The sequence below is a fragment of the Rathayibacter sp. AY2B7 genome (assembly GCF_002931635.1).
Classification (GTDB): domain Bacteria; phylum Actinomycetota; class Actinomycetes; order Actinomycetales; family Microbacteriaceae; genus Rathayibacter.
Window position 1 is genome coordinate 46225 of the sequence record NZ_PSUC01000005.1, and the last position, 15353, is coordinate 61577.

Below are 15353 nucleotides of genomic sequence, written 5' to 3' on the forward strand. Positions count from 1 at the left end.
CCCTTCAGGCGGGCTTCAGCGGGGCCGCGGCTAGCCTGGGCTCGCGCGGGGCCCCGCGCGCCGAGCCCGGGGAGGCCGCCATCCGCATCCTGGTCGTCGACGACGAGATCAACCTGCTCCGCGCCCTCGAGACGGGCCTGGAGGCCGAGGGCTTCGCCGTGGACACCGCGACCACCGGCACCGACGCCCTCTGGTACGCGCAGGAGGCCGACTACGCCGCCATCGTCCTCGACCTGATGCTCCCGGACGTCAGCGGCTTCCGCGTCTGCGAGCGGCTGCGCGCCGCCGAGGACTGGACTCCGATCCTGATGCTCACCGCGAAGGACGGCGACCTCGACCAGGTCGAGGCCCTCGACACCGGCGCCGACGACTACCTCACCAAGCCGTTCTCGTTCCCGGTGCTCGTCGCGCGGCTGCGCGCCCTCATCCGCCGCGGAGCCGCCGAGCGGCCCACGGTGCGCGTCGTCGGCGATCTCGTGCTGGATCCGGCGTCCCGGAGCGTCGAGCGGGGCGGAGTCGCCGTGCCGCTGACCGCGCGCGAGTTCAGCGTCCTCGAGTACTTCGTCTCACGGGCGGGCGAGGTCGTCTCCAAGCGCGACGTCCTCGGAGCCGTCTGGGACTTCGACTACGACGGCGACCCGAACATCGTCGAGGTCTACGTCCGCACCCTGCGCAACAAGATCGACCGGCCCTTCGGCCGCGACACCCTCCGCACCCGGCGCGGGGCGGGCTACACGCTGGTGGCCGGGTGAGCCGCCGGAGCCTGCGGACCCGCATCACCGCGGCCGCGACCGCCGTGGTGGCCGCCGCCGCGCTCCTCGGGAGCGTGCTCTTCGTCCTGGTCCTCTCCTCCGTGCTCGCCTCGAGCACCGCCTCCGCCGCCGACGCCGAGGCGGAGCGCGTCGCGGCGCTGGTCGAGCAGGGCGGCCCGGAGGCCGTCCGCGGCTCGGAGGGACTGGTCCAGCTCGTGGTCGACGGGCGGGTCGCCGCCGCGGGCGAGGACGCGGAGGACCTCCCTCCGCTCGCGCTGGCCGAGAGCGACGACCCGGTCACGGTCGACGTGGACGACGAGGGGCCGGTGGTGGTCGCCGCCCGCGAGCTCGACGACGACTCCCTCGTGGTGGTCGGCGTGCCCGACGAGGGCCGCGAGGAGGCGGTGTCCACGACGATCGGGCTGCTCGCGGTCGCCGTCCCGCTGCTGATCGCGCTGGTGGCGGTGGTGTGCGCCGTCGTCGTCGGCCGGGCGCTGCGCCCCGTGGAGCGGATGCGCGAGGAGGCCGAGGCGGTCACCTCCTCCGCCCTGGACCGCCGGATCGCCGCTCCCGGCTCCGGCGACGAGGTCGACCGGCTGGCGCACACCCTCAACCGGATGCTCGATCGGCTGCAGAGCGGGCAGGAGCGGCAGCGGCGCTTCGTCTCGGACGCCTCGCACGAGCTGCGCTCCCCCGTCGCGGCGCTGCGTCAGACCGCGGAGGTGGCGCTCGCGCACCCGGACCGGCTCGACTCCGCCCGGCTGGCGAGGACGGTCGCGGAGGAGTCGGTGCGGCTCGGCGGGCTGATCGAGGGCCTGCTGCTGCTCGCCCGGGCGGACGAGGCGCGCCTGGCCGTGGCGGCGGCTCCCGTGGACCTCGACGATCTCGCCCTCGGCGAGGTGCGGCGCCTGCGCGACTCCGGAGCCCGGGTCGACGCGAGCGGGATCTCGCCCGTGCAGGCGGTGGCCGACGAGGCCCTGCTCTCGCGGGCGCTGCGGAACCTGGTCGACAATGCGGTGCGGCACCGCTCCTCGCAGCTGGCGCTCTCGACCCGGATCGACGGAGCGGAAGCGGTGCTCGCGGTGGACGACGACGGGCCGGGGATCCCGGCGGCGGAGCGCGAGCGGGTGCTCGAGCGCTTCGTCCGCCTCGACGAGGGCCGGGCGCGCGACGCCGGAGGGTCGGGCCTCGGCCTGGCGATCGTCGCCGGGATCGCCCGGGCGCACGGCGGACGGGTCGTCGTCGGCGACTCGGCGCTGGGCGGCGCCCGGGTCGAGGTGCGGGTGCCGCTCGTCCGCTGAGCGGGCGCTTCAGGCCTGCTTCAGCGCCCGACCGCGAGAGTGCTGGAGGCGTCGACGAGCGGCGCCGGGACGGAGCCATCGTGCAGAAGAAGACGAAGATCATCGCCGGGATCGCCGGAGCGGTCGTGCTGATCGGAGCCGGGACGGGCATCGCCTACGCCGCGACCGACGGCTTCGAGGGGTCCGACTCCCTCACCGGCAGCGACCTGGAACGCGCGAGCGAGGCCGCGCTCGCCGAGATCGGCGGCGGGACCGTCACCTCGGCCGAGCGCGACGACGACGGCGCCACCGGCTACGAGCTGGACCTGACCGACCGCGACGGCCTCGAGTACGAGGTGCGCCTCGACGACTCCTTCGCCGTCGTGTCCGTGGACCCCGACGACCGCGCCCTCCAGGCCGGCTCGGGCGACGACGGCGTGCCTGCCGGCGACCTGACCGCGGCCGCCGTGGACCCGGACGACCTCACCGGCGACGACCTGGCCCGCGCGAGCGAGGCGGCGCTGGGCGCCGTCGGCTCCGGGACCGTCACCGAGGCCGAGCGCAGCGACGACGCCGACCACGCCTTCGAGGTGGAGGTCACCCGCGAGGACGGCACGGACGTGGACGTCGAGCTCGACGCCGCGTTCGCCGTGCTCTCGACGCAGGAGTAGCGCTCTAGCGGCCGCCGGGGCCCTTCGCGGCCCCGGGTGCGGCACCGCTGCCCGCGGGGGCGCCGACTCCGGTCGCCGCACCGCGAGCGCCCGGGCCGTTGCCGCCCGCGTTGCCGTTGCCGTTGCCGTTGCCGTTGCCGGGAGCGTTCCCGCTGTTCCCGGGTGCGTCGCCGCTGTTCCCCGGAGCGTCGCCGCTGTTCCCCGGAGCGTCGTCGCCGGGAGCGGCCGGGATCTCCTCCGCGGGCTCCTCCGGCTCGGTCGGCGTCTCCTCCGGCTCCGACTCCTCGGGCGAGGGGGCGGGGTCGTCCTCGGTCTCGACGGGGGCCGGCGTGTCCTCCGGCTCCTCCTCGACCGGGGTCGTCACCTCGGGAGCCGGGGCGGTCGTCTCGGCCGGCGCCGGCTCCGGGGCTCCCGCGATCAGGGCCTCGAGGTCGCCGCGGACGACGTCGACCTGCGCCTGCACCGTCGCTGCGCGGTCGGAGCTGACGGAGCCCTCGGCGAGCGCGGCGTCGAGCGCCGACTGCAGCGAGGCGAGCTCGGTGAGAGCGCCCTGGTAGTCGTCGGCCGACGCCTTCTCGGCGACGGCCACCACCGCGTCGTCGAGGGTCTGGGCGGTGCCCTCGTCGATGCCCTGCGGCGCGGAGGAGCATCCGCTCAGCAGCAGGACCGAGGCGAGCACGGCGCCGGCGGCGCGCAGTCGGAGGCCCCTCACGAGCGGATGCTCTCGCGCAGCTGACGGAGGTGGTCGCCCAGCTCGCCGTCCACCTGCGGCAGTGGCGACTGGGGACCGTCGATCAGGATGATCGCGAGCCCGACGGCGACCGCGACCAGCGCGAGCACCAGCACGATCAGCCACGGGCTCGGGCCGCGGCGCTGCGGAGGAGCGGCCGCGGGGCGGAGCGGCGCCGGAGCGGTCTGCGGCGCCGGAGCGGTCCGCGGTGCCGGCGCGATCCGCTCGGTCGCGGTGAAGCGCTGCGTCGGAGCGATCGCCTCCGTGGCCGGGTACGCGTCGGCCGCGAGCCGGCGGGTCGGATCGAGCGCCTCCGCCCGCGTGATCGGCTCGGTCTCGGCGAGCGGCTCCGTCGACATCACCCGGGTGGCGGGGACGTCGGGCACGACGATGGCCGCCGGCGGGGAGTCGCGCCGCGGATCGATCAGGCGGCGCGCCGACTCCGCCACTTGCAGCGCGGCGGGACGCTCGCCGGGCTCGCGCCGCGTCATCGCGGTCAGGAGCGAGGTCCAGCCGCTGCCGAGCGACTCCGAGACCTCGGGGTCGCGGAGCAGGCGGGCGAGCGTGACCTCGATCGCCGAGCCCGTGAACGGGCGGCGGCCGGTCAGCGACTCCAGGAGCACCAGGCCGAGGGAGTAGATGTCGCTCGCCGAGGTGACCGGGTCGCCGTGCGCCTGCTCGGGGCTGAGGTAGGCGGCGGTGCCGATGAGGGTGCCGGGCGCGGTGATCCGCGTCGCGTCGATGAGGGAGGCGATGCCGAAGTCGGCCAGCTTCGGGCGGAACTCGCGGCTGGTCAGCGGGCTCGGGACGAGCAGCACGTTCGACGGCTTCACATCGCGGTGCACGACTCCGGCCGCGTGGACCGTGTGCAGGGCCTCGCCGAGGTCGCCCGCCATCGAGGCGACGTCGTTCGGCGCGACCGGGCCCTCGGCGAGCCGCTCGGACAGGCTCGGGCCCTCGGCGAGCTCCATCACCATGTAGGCCTGGCCGTTGGTGTCGTCGCCGCCGTCGTGCGCGTCGTAGAGGGTGACGAGGGCGGGGTGGTTGAGGGCCGCGAGCAGCCGGATCTCGGACGCCTTGCGCTGCAGGTCCTGCGCGTCGTCGATGCCGGGGGCGAACATCTTCAGCGCGACGGAGCGGCCGAGGACGCCGTCTCGCGCCCGGTAGACCGTGGCCATGCCGCCGCGGCCGATGAGCTCCTCGATCGTGTACCGGCCGTCGACCGTCGTCCCGACGATGCGGGTGTCGCCTGTCCGGTGGGATGCCACGGGTCCTCCTCGCGGTCGGCGGCGGGTGTGCCGCGCCCCCCGGTGCGACCGTCGACCCAGGGTAGTACGTCGACCCTGCACGCCGCCCTCCCCCGGCCGGGCTGTCAAGCGGGTGCCCCCGCGCGTGCCCCGACGTAGCGTCGGAGGTCCCGACGAAAGGCGACGACATGGACCAGGACCGCATGGAGCAGGACGACCCGGGCTCGACCATCGGCAAGCCGGACGGGGCGGCGCCCGCCACCTCCTCCGAGAGCGAGACCATCGAGAAGGACATCTCGGAGTCGCCCGGCAGCGAGCGCGAGACCGAGGCCAAGCAGGATTCGGACCCGGCGGAGAGCCGCACCGAGGTCTCCGGCTCGGCCGAGGTGAAGGCCGTGCCCGGCACGGGCGGCCCGGACGACGTGGGTGACGTCGAGGTCGACCCCGACGAGGTCTCGCTGAACGGCAAGCCGTTCCCGGGTCACGCCGGCACGAAGTAGGACGCCCGGGAGGGGCGGGGCCGCGGCTCCGCCCCTCCCGTGCTCTCCCGTCCACCCACCACCCGTCGTCCGCCCTCGCCCGGAGGTTCCGCAGACCGCGCGGATCGTCCCGCGCGTGTCAGGCGAACGGCGTCAGGCGAGCGGCGTCAGCAGGTCCGGGTCGCGGCGGTCGACGGTGCGGGAGTTGTTCACGCGACGGTCGACCGGGTGGGCCGTGACGCTCGAGGCCATCGCGACGGACGCCCGGTCGAGGGTGGCGAGCATCTCCTCGGCGGAGGCGAGCGGAGCCGGGTCGAGCCAGGCGTCGCGCACGTCGGGCGTGAGGAACACCGGCATCCGGTCGTGCACCTCGCCGGAGGCGTCGCGCGCCTCGCGGGTGATGATCGTGAAGGAGACGCGCCAGTCGTCGCCCTCCTTGCGGGCCGTGTAGAGGCCGGCCGCGGCGAGGATCGGCTCCTCGCCCTGCAGGAACCAGGGCTGCTTGCCGTCGGCGCGGGTCTCCCACTCGTAGTACCCGCGCATCGGCACGATCGCGCGCTGCTTGGCGAACGCCCCGCGGAACAGGCCGTTCGTCGCGACCGACTCGAGGCGCGCGTTGATCGGCGAGGGCCCCCCGCCCTTCGACCAGGACGGGGTGAAGCCCCAGGACGCGAGCTCGAGCTCGCGCTCCCGCTCGCCGTCGTGGAGCCGCTCGCGGACGATCGGCGCGATGTCGGTGGGAGCGACGCTGTAGTCGGGCGCCCAGTCCTCGGCGCGCCCGCCCGCGGCGACGAACTCGCGGATCAGCTCATCGGTCTCGGAGTCCATCGCGAAGCGGCCGCACATGCGGGACAGGCTACGCCGCACCTCCGACGCCGCGCGAGGCGCCCGGTCCGACCACCCGGGACTTCGCGGACCAGAAGCGCATCAGCGCGCCGGCGAGGATCGAGCCCAGCGCGCCGGCGGCGAGATCGCCGAGCGTGTCCTCGTAGCCGACGAAGATCGAGGAGTCGATGAAGCGGTGCCCCGCCCACTCGCCCCACTCCCACAGGACGCCCGCCGTCGTCCCGAAGCAGGCGCAGAGCACGACCGCCGGGAGCAGCGGCCCGCGATCGCCCGCGACCGCCGGCACGACTCCGGCCCGCGCGGCGACGATGTAGGCCACCGCGGCGATCAGCCCGTTGAGCACGCAGTGCACGACCAGGTCCCACTGCGGCCAGGCCTCGTAGAGGCCGAGGACGCTGCTCCAGGACGCCACGAGCAGCGCGAGCCCGAAGAGGGCGTCGAGCGCCGGACGGATGCCGAGGAAGCGCGGCAGCACCAGCCCGATCGCCGCGAGCGCGAGCACCGCCACGTCCACCAGGTCCCAGCCGATCGCGGCCGCCACGATGCTCGCCGCCCCGATCGCGCGGATGCCGTCGGCCGTCCACTCCCCGCGGGTGCGCGGGGGGTCGAGGAAGGTCTCGACGAGGGCGGAGCCGCTCACGGGTTCGTGAAGCGCAGCACGGCCTGGACCGGCTCGTGGTCGGAGGGCGCCGCTCCCCCGTAGCGGACGGCGTTGATCCCGGCGGAGACCACCTCGAACGCGCCCTCGCTGACGAGCAGCCAGTCGATCCGCTTGCCCGGCGCCGGCGCGCGGTAGTTCGAGAAGGTGCTCCACGAGTGGGTGAGGTGCTTCTCCGCCGTCTCCCACGCGTCCGCGAGGCGGCCCTCGTCGAGGATCGTCCGGTAGGGGACGGTGTCGACGTCGGTGTTGGTGTCGCCCATCACGATCGCGGGGCGTCCGAGCTCGAGGACGCGGCGGGCGATCAGCTCGGCGGAGCGCTGGCGCGACCTCCGCGAGATGTGGTCGAAGTGGGTCGAGATCACGGTGAGCTCGCGGCTGGTCGCGTGATCGGTCAGCTCCGCGATCACGGCGGTGCGCGGGATGCGGTTGCCCCAGCTGCGCGAGCCGGCGACGTCCGGGGTGTCCGAGAGGGCGATCTGGGTCCAGTGCCGGACGGCGTAGCGGCTGCGGTCGACGAAGAGCATCACGCGCTCGCCGCCGCGGTCCGCGTCCCGGCCGAAGCCCATCGCCTCGAAGGAGGAGCCCAGCGCCTCGTGCACGGCGGCCGACTGGTCCGGCAGCGCCTCCTGCACGGCGAGGATCGAGGGGTGCTCCTGCTCCAGCACCCGCTGGACGAGCGGGCGGCGCCGGTCCCACTGGTCGACGGCGCGGGAGGTGAGGCGCGGCATCCGGCGGCGGATGTTGTAGGTCATCACGTGCAGATCGGGCGCCTCGCTCGGGCCGATCAGAGGCGTCGCGTCGGTCATCACTCCACCCTACGGGGGCGGATCGAGGTGCCACGGAGGCTTGCGGTGACCGCTCCCGGCCGCTCTACTTCGGACATGCCCCTCTCCCCGGACCTCACCGCTCTCGCCGACGAGCGCTTCGTCTCGCTCACCACGTTCCGCAGATCCGGGGACGCCGTCTCGACCCCGGTCTGGATCGCCCGCGACGGCGACGAGCTGATCGTCACCACTCCCCGCCGCAGCGGCAAGGTGAAGCGCCTCCGCAACGACGCGCGGGTGACCCTCGTCCCCTGCGACCGCCGCGGCCGCGTCTCCGACTACGCGGTGCCGGTCGAGGCCGCCGCGGAGATCGACGCCGACCCCGGCGAGGTGGAGCGCCTGGGCCGCGTGTTCCTGGCGAAGTACCGGCTCGAGTACCGCGTGTTCCTCCTGATCGAGGGCCTGGTCACCCGCGCCGACCGCACCCGCGTGATGCTCCGCGTCTCCGACCGCTGACCCGGCACCGCCCTACACCCCCGGAGGCTCCCGCCGGAAGGCCTGGGGGCCGCCGGACCCGAGGTCTACCGTGGGGCGATCGCCGGTGCCCCTGCGCGCTTCCCGCGTGCGCTCCGGCGGCAGTCAGAAGGAGCACGCAATGAGCATCGGAGCAGGGATCTTCCTCCTCGTCGTCGGCGCGGTCCTCGCCTTCGCGGTGGACGTGCAGGTGTCCGGGATCGACCTGAAGCTGGTCGGCTACATCCTCATGGCGGCCGGAGCGGTCGGCCTGATCCTCGGGCTGGTCCTGCTGACGCGCCGCCGCCAGGCCGTCTCGACCACGCGCTCGGCCGTCGACCCGGCCAGCGGCGAGCAGGTCACCCGCCGCTCGAGCGAGAGCGACGGCCCGCTGATCTGATCGGCGGAACGACGAAGGGCGGGACCTCGCGGTCCCGCCCTTCGTCGTTCACGGCCCTACTCGGCGGGCTCGTCCGGCTCGCCGCCGGAGACGGTGTCGGTGTCGCCGCCACCGGAGGAGGTGTCCGTCCCGGTGCCGTCGGGGAGGTCCTCGGTCTTCTCGGTGTCCTCACCCGTGGTGCGGTCGGTGCTCATGGCGCTCTCCCTTCGCGTCGGCGACCTGCCGACCCTCCCACTCTGCTCCGCCCGCGCCTCGCGGGGCAGGGGGTAGCGGAGGCGGAGGCCGGCGTGGAAGGCGCCTACTCCTCGACGACGATGGTGGTGATGACCGGGTTGCGGCGGTGTCGGCGGGTCAGCCAGCGGCCGAGGGTGCGCGTGATCAGCGCCTCCATCGCCTCGAGCTCGACCGGCTTGCCCGCGGCCTGCAGGACGGCGTCGTCGATCGCCTTGCTCGCGTTGGCCTTCCAGCCCGGCTCCTCGACGAAGCCGCGGGTGAAGAACTCGACCGGCTCGCCGAGCGTGCCGCGGTCGAGGTCGGCGATGGCGAGGACCGTGATGGCCCCCTCCTCGGCGAGGACGATGCGGTCGTTCATCGCGTCCTCGGTGGCGACGCCCATCGTGGTGCCGTCGACCAGGATCTGGTCGGCCGGGATGCGCCCGCTGATGCGCGAGCGGCCCTTCACCAGGTCGATCGAGACGCCGTCCTCGATGACGAAGACGTCCTTCTCGTCGATCCCGGTGCGGGTCGCGATCGCCGCGTTCGCGGTGAGGTGGCGCCACTCGCCGTGCACGGGGAGCACCGCGGTGGGGCGCAGGATGTTGTAGCAGTAGGCGAGCTCGCCCGCGCTGGCGTGACCCGAGACGTGCACCTTGGCGTTGCCCTTGTGCACGACGGTGGCGCCCCAGCGGGTGAAGGCGTTGATGATCCGGTAGATCGCGTTCTCGTTGCCGGGGATCAGCGAGCTGGCCAGCAGCACGGTGTCGCCGGGGCCGATGTCGATGATGTGGTCCTTGTTGGCCATGCGCGAGAGCGCAGCCATCGGCTCGCCCTGCGAACCGGTGCAGATCATCACGATCTCGGTCGCGGGGAGCTTCTCGAGCACCTTCATGTCGACGACGAGGCCGGCCGGGATCTTGAGGTAGCCCAGGTCGGCGGCGATGCCCATGTTGCGGACCATCGAGCGGCCGACGAAGGCGACCTTGCGGCCGTGGCGCTGCGCGGCGTCGAGGACCTGCTGGATGCGGTGCACGTGGCTCGCGAAGCTGGACACGACGATGCGGCGCGGCGCGGTGCGGAACACCTGGTCGATCGCGGGGGCGAGGTCGCCCTCCGAGATCGCGAAGCCGGGGACGTCGGCGTTCGTGGAGTCGACCAGGAACAGGTCGACTCCCTCGTCGCCGAGGCGCGCGAAGCCGGGGAGGTCGGTGGTGCGCCCGTCGAGCGGGAACTGGTCCATCTTGAAGTCGCCCGTGTGCAGCACGAGGCCGGCCTCGGTGCGGATCGCGACGGCGAGCCCGTCCGGGATGGAGTGGTTCACGGCGAGGAACTCGAGGTCGAAGACGCCGGCGTCGATCCGGTCGCCCTCCTTCACCGGGCGCGTGCGCGGCGTGATGCGGTGCTCCTGCAGCTTCGCGCTGATCAGCGCGAGGGTGAAGGTCGAGGCGATGATCGGGATGTCGCCGCGCTCCTTGAGGAGGTAGGGCACGCCGCCGATGTGGTCCTCGTGGCCGTGGGTGAGGACGATGGCCTCGATGTCCTTCAGGCGCGAGCGGATCGCGGCGAAGTCGGGGAGGATCACGTCGATGCCGGGCTGGTTCTCCTCGGGGAAGAGGACGCCGCAGTCGACGATGAGCAGCTTGCCCTTGTGCTCGAAGACGGTCATGTTGCGGCCGATCTCGCCGAGGCCGCCGAGCGGAGTGATCCGCATGGCGCCCTTCTCGAGGGGCTTGGGCTTGGGGAGCTCGAGGTGGTGGCGGGCGGGCTTGGCGGTTCTGGCGTTTCTCATGCGGTTCTTCCGGGAGGGAGTGGCTGGACGCGGGCGCGCGGCGCAGGGTCCGACCGCGCGCCCGGTCGGGCCGCGGTGATGTGTCGCTCCGGCGCTGTGAGCGCTGTCGGGAGCGGGTGGAGGTGTGCGGGACGGGGCCGGGCGGGGCCGCTCTCAGCGGGCGGTGCCGTCCGTGCGGCGCGCTCTCGCGCACCGACCGTCCCGTACATCCTGCCAGCGTTCCCTGGGTCGCGGGTCCAGGAGGCGGGATCCGGGCCTCGCAGGCGCTCAGGCGCGCGCGTCCTCCGGGGTCTCGGCGGCCTCCTCCGCCGCGCGGAGCACGCGCAGGGTGTTGCGTCCGGCGAGGTCGAGCAGCTCCGCGTCGCTCCAGCCGCGGTCGGCCAGCTCGGCCAGCAGGCGCGGGTAGCCCGAGACGTCGCCGAGCCCCTCGGGCAGGTCGGCGACGCCGTCGAAGTCGCTGCCGAGGCCGACGTGCTGGGACCCGACGGCCTCGCGGGCGGCGTCGACGTGGTCGGCGACCTGCGCGACGGTGACGAGCGGCGCCGGATGCGCGCGGCGCCACTGCTCGAAGGCGGCGAGCGCGGCGGGGTCGGCCACCGGGAACGCGGCCCGGTTCGCCCGCGCGGCGTCCTCGGGCGCCTCGGCGGGGCGGGGGGCGCGGGGCCAGGGCATCGACGTGGTGAGCCCGAGCGCGGCGCGGGCGGCGTCGGCCTCGGCCGACCAGTCGGCGAAGGCGCGCGAGACGAACTGGGCGACGAAGGCGATCTGCAGCACTCCTCCGTTCGCGGCGAGCGCCGCGAGGGCCCGGGCGGAGACGTTGCGCGGATGCGCGGCGACGTCCGCGACTCCGGAGTGGGAGTAGAGGACGGGAGCGGAGGTGGCGGCGAGCGCGGCGAGCTGGGTGCGCTCGGAGGTGTGCGAGAGGTCGACGACGACGCCGAGCCGGTTCAGCTCGTGGACGACGGCCACCCCGTCCGCCGTGAGCCCGCCCTCGACCGGGGTGCCGGTGGCGGCCTCCGCCCAGTCGAGGGAGCTGTTGTGCGTGAGCGTCATCGTCCGCACGCCCAGCCGGGCGAGCATCCGGAGCACGCCGAGGGAGGAGGCGACGGAGTGGCCGCCCTCGATCCCGAGGAAGGAGGCGATCCGGCCGGAGGCGACCGCCTGCTCCGCCTCCCGCACCGTGTTCACGATGCGCAGGTCGCGCGGGTGGGCGGCGGCGAACCGGTACGCGGCGTCGATCTGCTCCAGCGTCGCGGCCACCGCGTCGCCCTCGCTCTGCAGCGCCGAGACGAAGACCGACCAGACCTGCGCCGAGACGCCTCCCGCGCGCAGCCGCGGCAGGTCGGTGTGGAACTCCGGACGGGGCCGGTCGAAGCCCTCGACGCGGTACCCCTCGTAGCGCCGCAGCCCGCAGAGCAGGTCGTTGTGCGTGTCGAGCAGCACCTCGCCCTCGAGGAGCCGGCGGAGGCGCTCGGCGCTCACGCGTCGTCGTCGGTGGGGATCGGCCCGACGCCGCGCCAGCGGGAGAACACCAGGGTCGTGTAGGTGTCGGCGACCACCGGATCGGAGGTGACGCAGTCGAGGACGAAGTCGCTCAGCTCGTCGGGGCTCGCGGCGACCACCTCGATCAGGTAGTCGTCCTCGCCCGCGACCAGCCACAGGTTCACCACCTGAGGCAGCTTCGACATCGCCTCGGCGAAGCGGGCGTTCTCGGCCCGCGAGTGCTCGCGCAGCTGGACGCGGAGGATCGCGCGGATGCCCTTGCCGAGCAGGCGCGCGTCGACCTCGGCGTGGAAGCCCGAGATGACTCCGCTCTCGATCAGCGCCCGCACCCGGGCCAGCGAGGAGGAGGGCGCGAGGCCGATCCGGTCGGCCAGCTCCTTGTTCGGGATGCGCCCGTCCTGCACCAGGACGTTGATGATCGCGCGGTCGACCTCGTCGAGCCGGACCGGCCTAATTATGTTCGGCAAGGGAGACACCTTTCGCGGGGGTGAGCCGCTTCTGTGCGGCCAGAGTAGGAATCGCTGTACAGGATACAGACCGTTTGCCTCAACGGGCATCGACGTGCAGACTTTCTGCGAGATCACCGAACGCATGCGCCAGTCCCCTCGATGACGCCGCACCCTCCCGACTCCCCCGAGTCTCCCGATGCACCACACACGAAGGGGTACCTCCTCCCATGAAACGGCTCCCGAAGCTCCTGATGGCGGCGGTCGCGATGACCGCGGCCGTCGGCCTGCTGTCCGCCTGCGGCACCGACTCGACGTCGTCGAGTCAGGCCGGCACGTCCTCCCACGTCCTCACCGTCGGCAAGCTGCTCCCCCTGCAGGCCGTCGATCCGCACAAGGTGAACGACGGCATGTCGAACGAGGTGCTCACCGCCGTCTTCGACGGCCTCTACACGCTCGACGCCGACGGCCAGATCGACCCGCTGATGGCGGAGAGCGTCGAGAAGTCCGACGACGGCCTGACCTACACCTTCACGATCCGCGACGCGTCGTGGAGCAACGGGACGCCGGTCACCGCGCAGGACTTCGAGTACTCGTGGAAGCGCCTGGTGAACCCGGCCACCGCGGCCCCGAACAGCAACGAGGCGGTCGCCGCCGGCATCAAGAACGCGAACGAGATCGTCAACGAGGGGATGGACTACACCCAGCTCGGCGTCACGGCGCTCGACGACAAGACCCTGCAGGTGCAGCTCGCCGCGGACGTGCCCTACTTCCAGGCGCTGCTGGTGCGGCCGGCGTTCCTCCCGGTGAACCAGGCCTACCTGGAGAGCGTGGGCGACACCTACGGCCAGACCCCCGAGACGACGATCTACAACGGGCCCTTCGTCTGGGACTCGTGGGACTTCGCGAACAACTTCTCGGTCGCCAAGAACGCCGACTACTGGAACGCCTCCGGCATCGACCTGGACGCGATCAAGTGGCAGGTCGTGAAGGACTCGCAGACCGCGGCGCTCCTCCAGGAGAGCGGCGACCTCGACTTCACCGAGATCTCCGGAAGCCTGATCGACCGCTACACCGACTCCCCCGAGCTGACCACGGCGCTCGAGGTGCACATGTGGTACTTCTACCCCAACCTCCAGAACCCGGCGCTCGCGAATGAGGACATCCGCACCGCGCTGGCCACCTCCTTCGACAAGGAGGCGCTCGCCGACGAGGTGCTGAAGAACGGCGCCCAGCCGGCCGACTACTTCGTCGGTCAGAACCTGGCGGTCGGACCCGACGGGAAGCAGTTCCGCGACACGGGCGGCAGCTACCTCGCCTACGACCTCGACGCGGCGCAGGCCGCCTGGACGAAGGGCCTCGCCGCCCTGGGCACCGACTCCGTGAGCCTGAAGCTCTCCTACTGGGACGACGAGGCCTCGATCGCGCAGGCCGAGTACGTCGCCTCGCAGTGGGAGGCGAACCTGCCCGGTCTGAGCATCGAGCTCACCAGCCAGCCCAAGGCGACGGCGAACGAGCAGGCCACGGCCGGCGACTTCGACCTCTACCTCTTCCGCTGGGGCCCCGACTACAAGGATCCGATGGCGTTCCTGGAGCTGCTGTCCTCCACCTCCGCCCGCGACTTCGGCGGCTATGCGAACCCGGAGTACGACTCGATCATCGCCGCGGCCCGCACCGCCGACATGCTCTCCCAGCCGGAGGCGCGCTGGCAGAGCCTGCACGACGCGGAGGACATCCTGATGGGCGACGTGGCGGTGATCCCGACCGTGCAGAACGGCATCGCGATGCTGATCAACCCCGCCGTGCAGGGCATGGAGGTCCGCAACGTGAGCCTGACCTGGAACTACCGCCTCGTCACGAAGGACGACTGATGCGGACCACCCCCCGAGAGGAGACGGCACGATGACCGCGACGAGGACCCTGCGCGAGCTGATGGAGTCCGGGAGCGTCCTGGCCCCCTGCGTCTTCGACTGCTCCTCCGCCCGAGCGGTCGAGCTGGCCGGCTTCGAGGCGATGCTGCTGAGCGGATCGGAGGTGTCGATGTCGATGAAGGGCATCCCCGACCTCGGACTACTCTCGCTGGAGGAGCTCCTCTGGGCGGTGGAGCGGATCGTCGACATGTCGCCGCTGCCGCTCGCGGTCGACATCGAGGACGGCTTCGGCGCGAGTCCCCTGCAGGTCTACGAGACCTGCAGGCGGGTGGCCAAGGCCGGCGCGATGGCGGTGCTGATGGAGGACGAGTTCGAGCCCGGCTACGCCCGGGACGTCTCGGCCGACAACATGATCCCCCGCGAGGAGTACTACGCGAAGGTGCGGGCCGCCGTCCGCGCCGTCGAGGGCACCGACTGCATGGTGATCGCGCGCAGCAACTACGGCAGCGCGAATCTGGAGGAGGGCATCCAGCGGATGATCGACTGCGTCGCCCTCGGAGCGCACGCGACGGTCGTGGTCAACGTCACGACCCTCGCGGACGCCGCCGAGGTGGCCCGCCGGGTGCCGGGGCTGAAGATGTTCGCCGACATCAACGCCAAGCGCGGCCTCGAGCAGATGTCGTTCGCGCAGCTGGCGGAGCTGGGCTTCCAGCTGGTCACGATGCACTTCACGATGAAGGCGTCCATGGCCGGGATGATCGAGGCCGGCCGGGCGAACCTCGCCGAGATGGGCAACACCTACTCGAACGAGCTGATGCCGGAGGAGTACCCGGGCCACAGCGGCATGGCGTTCTTCGCCGCGCAGGAGCTGCTCGACCTCGAGTCGGAGTTCTCGGGCCGCGTCCAGTCGTTCAACGACCCGCGGACCGTGCACACGGCCCCGGCCGGCTGAGCCCGACCGCACCTCTGCAGGGCCGTCCGCCCGCGCCTCGAGCGCGGCGGGCGGCCCTTCGTCGTGCGCGGGGCGCGACGGGCGCGGCGCCGAACATCGTTCGGCCGGGAGCCCTCACTGCCGCACGCAGCCGAATCCGCTTCGGAAGCAGCGTCGCATCGGCGCTTCTGTTCGGCCGACTTGCCGCTCGCTCGCGTTCTATGCAGACTTGAGCCACTACCACCGAACGACCG

The 15353-nt window shown here is 73.0% G+C and carries 17 protein-coding genes; 8 read left to right on the forward strand and 9 right to left on the reverse strand.

Going from position 1 to position 15353, the window contains the following annotated elements; translation table 11 throughout:
• The first annotated feature begins 80 nt into the window (after window positions 1–80).
• From C5C27_RS01965 to C5C27_RS17830, 3 genes are all read left to right on the forward strand, one after another.
• Window positions 81–752 carry a response regulator transcription factor gene (locus C5C27_RS01965; protein WP_104222956.1) on the forward strand — a complete coding sequence of 224 codons (672 nt, stop codon included), beginning with the start codon at window positions 81–83 and terminating at the stop codon, window positions 750–752.
• Entirely contained in the window at window positions 749–2053 is a 1305-nt protein-coding gene (locus tag C5C27_RS01970) for an ATP-binding protein (RefSeq protein WP_258066475.1), read from the forward strand. Before C5C27_RS01965 ends, C5C27_RS01970 begins: the two co-directional genes overlap by 4 nt.
• A gap of 80 nt (window positions 2054–2133) precedes the next feature.
• Window positions 2134–2703 carry a PepSY domain-containing protein gene (locus C5C27_RS17830; RefSeq protein ID WP_104313416.1) on the forward strand — a complete coding sequence of 190 codons (570 nt, stop codon included), beginning with the start codon at window positions 2134–2136 and terminating at the stop codon, window positions 2701–2703.
• Window positions 2704–2707: 4 nt separating this feature from the next.
• Here the strand turns inward: C5C27_RS17830 and C5C27_RS01980 are convergent, their stop codons facing one another.
• Both C5C27_RS01980 and C5C27_RS01985 read right to left on the reverse strand, forming a co-directional pair.
• Window positions 2708–3415, reverse strand: a complete 708-nt coding sequence (locus tag C5C27_RS01980; RefSeq protein ID WP_104313418.1) for a hypothetical protein — start codon at window positions 3413–3415, stop codon at window positions 2708–2710.
• Complete coding sequence (locus C5C27_RS01985) at window positions 3412–4701, reverse strand: serine/threonine-protein kinase (protein WP_104309349.1); 1290 nt, start codon at window positions 4699–4701, stop codon at window positions 3412–3414. Before C5C27_RS01985 ends, C5C27_RS01980 begins: the two co-directional genes overlap by 4 nt.
• Before the next feature lie 167 nt (window positions 4702–4868).
• Here C5C27_RS01985 and C5C27_RS01990 point away from each other — a divergent pair, with 167 nt between their 5' ends.
• A complete protein-coding gene (locus C5C27_RS01990) occupies window positions 4869–5180 on the forward strand; it encodes a hypothetical protein (protein WP_104313420.1) in 312 nt (103 codons plus the stop codon).
• A 132-nt stretch (window positions 5181–5312) separates the two neighbouring features.
• Here C5C27_RS01990 and C5C27_RS01995 read toward each other — a convergent pair whose 3' ends face one another.
• The 3 genes from C5C27_RS01995 to C5C27_RS02005 are packed head-to-tail and all read right to left on the reverse strand — an operon-like array spanning window position 5313 to window position 7472.
• Window positions 5313–6005 (reverse strand): SOS response-associated peptidase, encoded by a 693-nt coding sequence (locus C5C27_RS01995; RefSeq protein ID WP_104313421.1) that lies wholly within the window; start codon window positions 6003–6005, stop codon window positions 5313–5315.
• Between the two features lie 10 nt (window positions 6006–6015).
• The gene (locus C5C27_RS02000) at window positions 6016–6645 is read right to left on the reverse strand and encodes a hypothetical protein (protein WP_104313423.1); all 630 of its coding nucleotides are present in this window, start codon (window positions 6643–6645) and stop codon (window positions 6016–6018) included.
• Window positions 6642–7472 carry an endonuclease/exonuclease/phosphatase family protein gene (locus tag C5C27_RS02005; protein ID WP_104313425.1) on the reverse strand — a complete coding sequence of 277 codons (831 nt, stop codon included), beginning with the start codon at window positions 7470–7472 and terminating at the stop codon, window positions 6642–6644. Before C5C27_RS02005 ends, C5C27_RS02000 begins: the two co-directional genes overlap by 4 nt.
• Window positions 7473–7547: 75 nt before the next feature.
• Between C5C27_RS02005 and C5C27_RS02010 the strand changes: the two genes are divergently transcribed.
• Window positions 7548–7946: a PPOX class F420-dependent oxidoreductase gene (locus C5C27_RS02010; protein ID WP_104313427.1), complete on the forward strand. Its 399-nt coding sequence runs from the start codon at window positions 7548–7550 to the stop codon at window positions 7944–7946.
• A gap of 139 nt (window positions 7947–8085) precedes the next feature.
• Window positions 8086–8343 (forward strand): DUF6458 family protein, encoded by a 258-nt coding sequence (locus C5C27_RS02015; RefSeq protein ID WP_104222924.1) that lies wholly within the window; start codon window positions 8086–8088, stop codon window positions 8341–8343.
• Window positions 8344–8399: 56 nt separating this feature from the next.
• Here C5C27_RS02015 and C5C27_RS17835 read toward each other — a convergent pair whose 3' ends face one another.
• The 4 genes from C5C27_RS17835 to C5C27_RS02030 form a co-directional block, all read right to left on the reverse strand.
• Window positions 8400–8537, reverse strand: a complete 138-nt coding sequence (locus tag C5C27_RS17835; RefSeq protein WP_159940924.1) for a hypothetical protein — start codon at window positions 8535–8537, stop codon at window positions 8400–8402.
• A gap of 104 nt (window positions 8538–8641) precedes the next feature.
• Window positions 8642–10348 carry a ribonuclease J gene (locus C5C27_RS02020; RefSeq protein WP_104222925.1) on the reverse strand — a complete coding sequence of 569 codons (1707 nt, stop codon included), beginning with the start codon at window positions 10346–10348 and terminating at the stop codon, window positions 8642–8644.
• 267 nt (window positions 10349–10615) lie between these two features.
• The gene (locus C5C27_RS02025; RefSeq protein ID WP_104313429.1) at window positions 10616–11830 is read right to left on the reverse strand and encodes a dipeptidase; all 1215 of its coding nucleotides are present in this window, start codon (window positions 11828–11830) and stop codon (window positions 10616–10618) included.
• Window positions 11827–12318, reverse strand: coding sequence for an Lrp/AsnC family transcriptional regulator (locus tag C5C27_RS02030; protein WP_208543320.1), 492 nt, complete (start codon window positions 12316–12318; stop codon window positions 11827–11829). Before C5C27_RS02030 ends, C5C27_RS02025 begins: the two co-directional genes overlap by 4 nt.
• Window positions 12319–12527: 209 nt before the next feature.
• Between C5C27_RS02030 and C5C27_RS02035 the strand changes: the two genes are divergently transcribed.
• Window positions 12528–14168: a peptide ABC transporter substrate-binding protein gene (locus C5C27_RS02035; RefSeq protein ID WP_104281325.1), complete on the forward strand. Its 1641-nt coding sequence runs from the start codon at window positions 12528–12530 to the stop codon at window positions 14166–14168.
• 31 nt (window positions 14169–14199) lie between these two features.
• Window positions 14200–15120, forward strand: a complete 921-nt coding sequence (locus C5C27_RS02040; protein WP_104238814.1) for an oxaloacetate decarboxylase — start codon at window positions 14200–14202, stop codon at window positions 15118–15120.
• Window positions 15121–15353: the final 233 nt, after the last annotated feature.

What these genes read in the sequence shown, in the direction of transcription:
- C5C27_RS01990 (WP_104313420.1), top strand. Translation starts at nt 4,869, where the DNA reads ATGGACCAGGACCGCATGGAGCAGGACGACCCGGGCTCGACCATCGGC.
- C5C27_RS01995 (WP_104313421.1), bottom strand. Translation starts at nt 6,005, where the DNA reads ATGTGCGGCCGCTTCGCGATGGACTCCGAGACCGATGAGCTGATCCGC.
- C5C27_RS02005 (WP_104313425.1), bottom strand. Translation starts at nt 7,472, where the DNA reads ATGACCGACGCGACGCCTCTGATCGGCCCGAGCGAGGCGCCCGATCTG.
- C5C27_RS02010 (WP_104313427.1), top strand. Translation starts at nt 7,548, where the DNA reads ATGCCCCTCTCCCCGGACCTCACCGCTCTCGCCGACGAGCGCTTCGTC.
- C5C27_RS02015 (WP_104222924.1), top strand. Translation starts at nt 8,086, where the DNA reads ATGAGCATCGGAGCAGGGATCTTCCTCCTCGTCGTCGGCGCGGTCCTC.
- C5C27_RS17835 (WP_159940924.1), bottom strand. Translation starts at nt 8,537, where the DNA reads ATGAGCACCGACCGCACCACGGGTGAGGACACCGAGAAGACCGAGGAC.
- C5C27_RS02020 (WP_104222925.1), bottom strand. Translation starts at nt 10,348, where the DNA reads ATGAGAAACGCCAGAACCGCCAAGCCCGCCCGCCACCACCTCGAGCTC.
- C5C27_RS02035 (WP_104281325.1), top strand. Translation starts at nt 12,528, where the DNA reads ATGAAACGGCTCCCGAAGCTCCTGATGGCGGCGGTCGCGATGACCGCG.
- C5C27_RS02040 (WP_104238814.1), top strand. Translation starts at nt 14,200, where the DNA reads ATGACCGCGACGAGGACCCTGCGCGAGCTGATGGAGTCCGGGAGCGTC.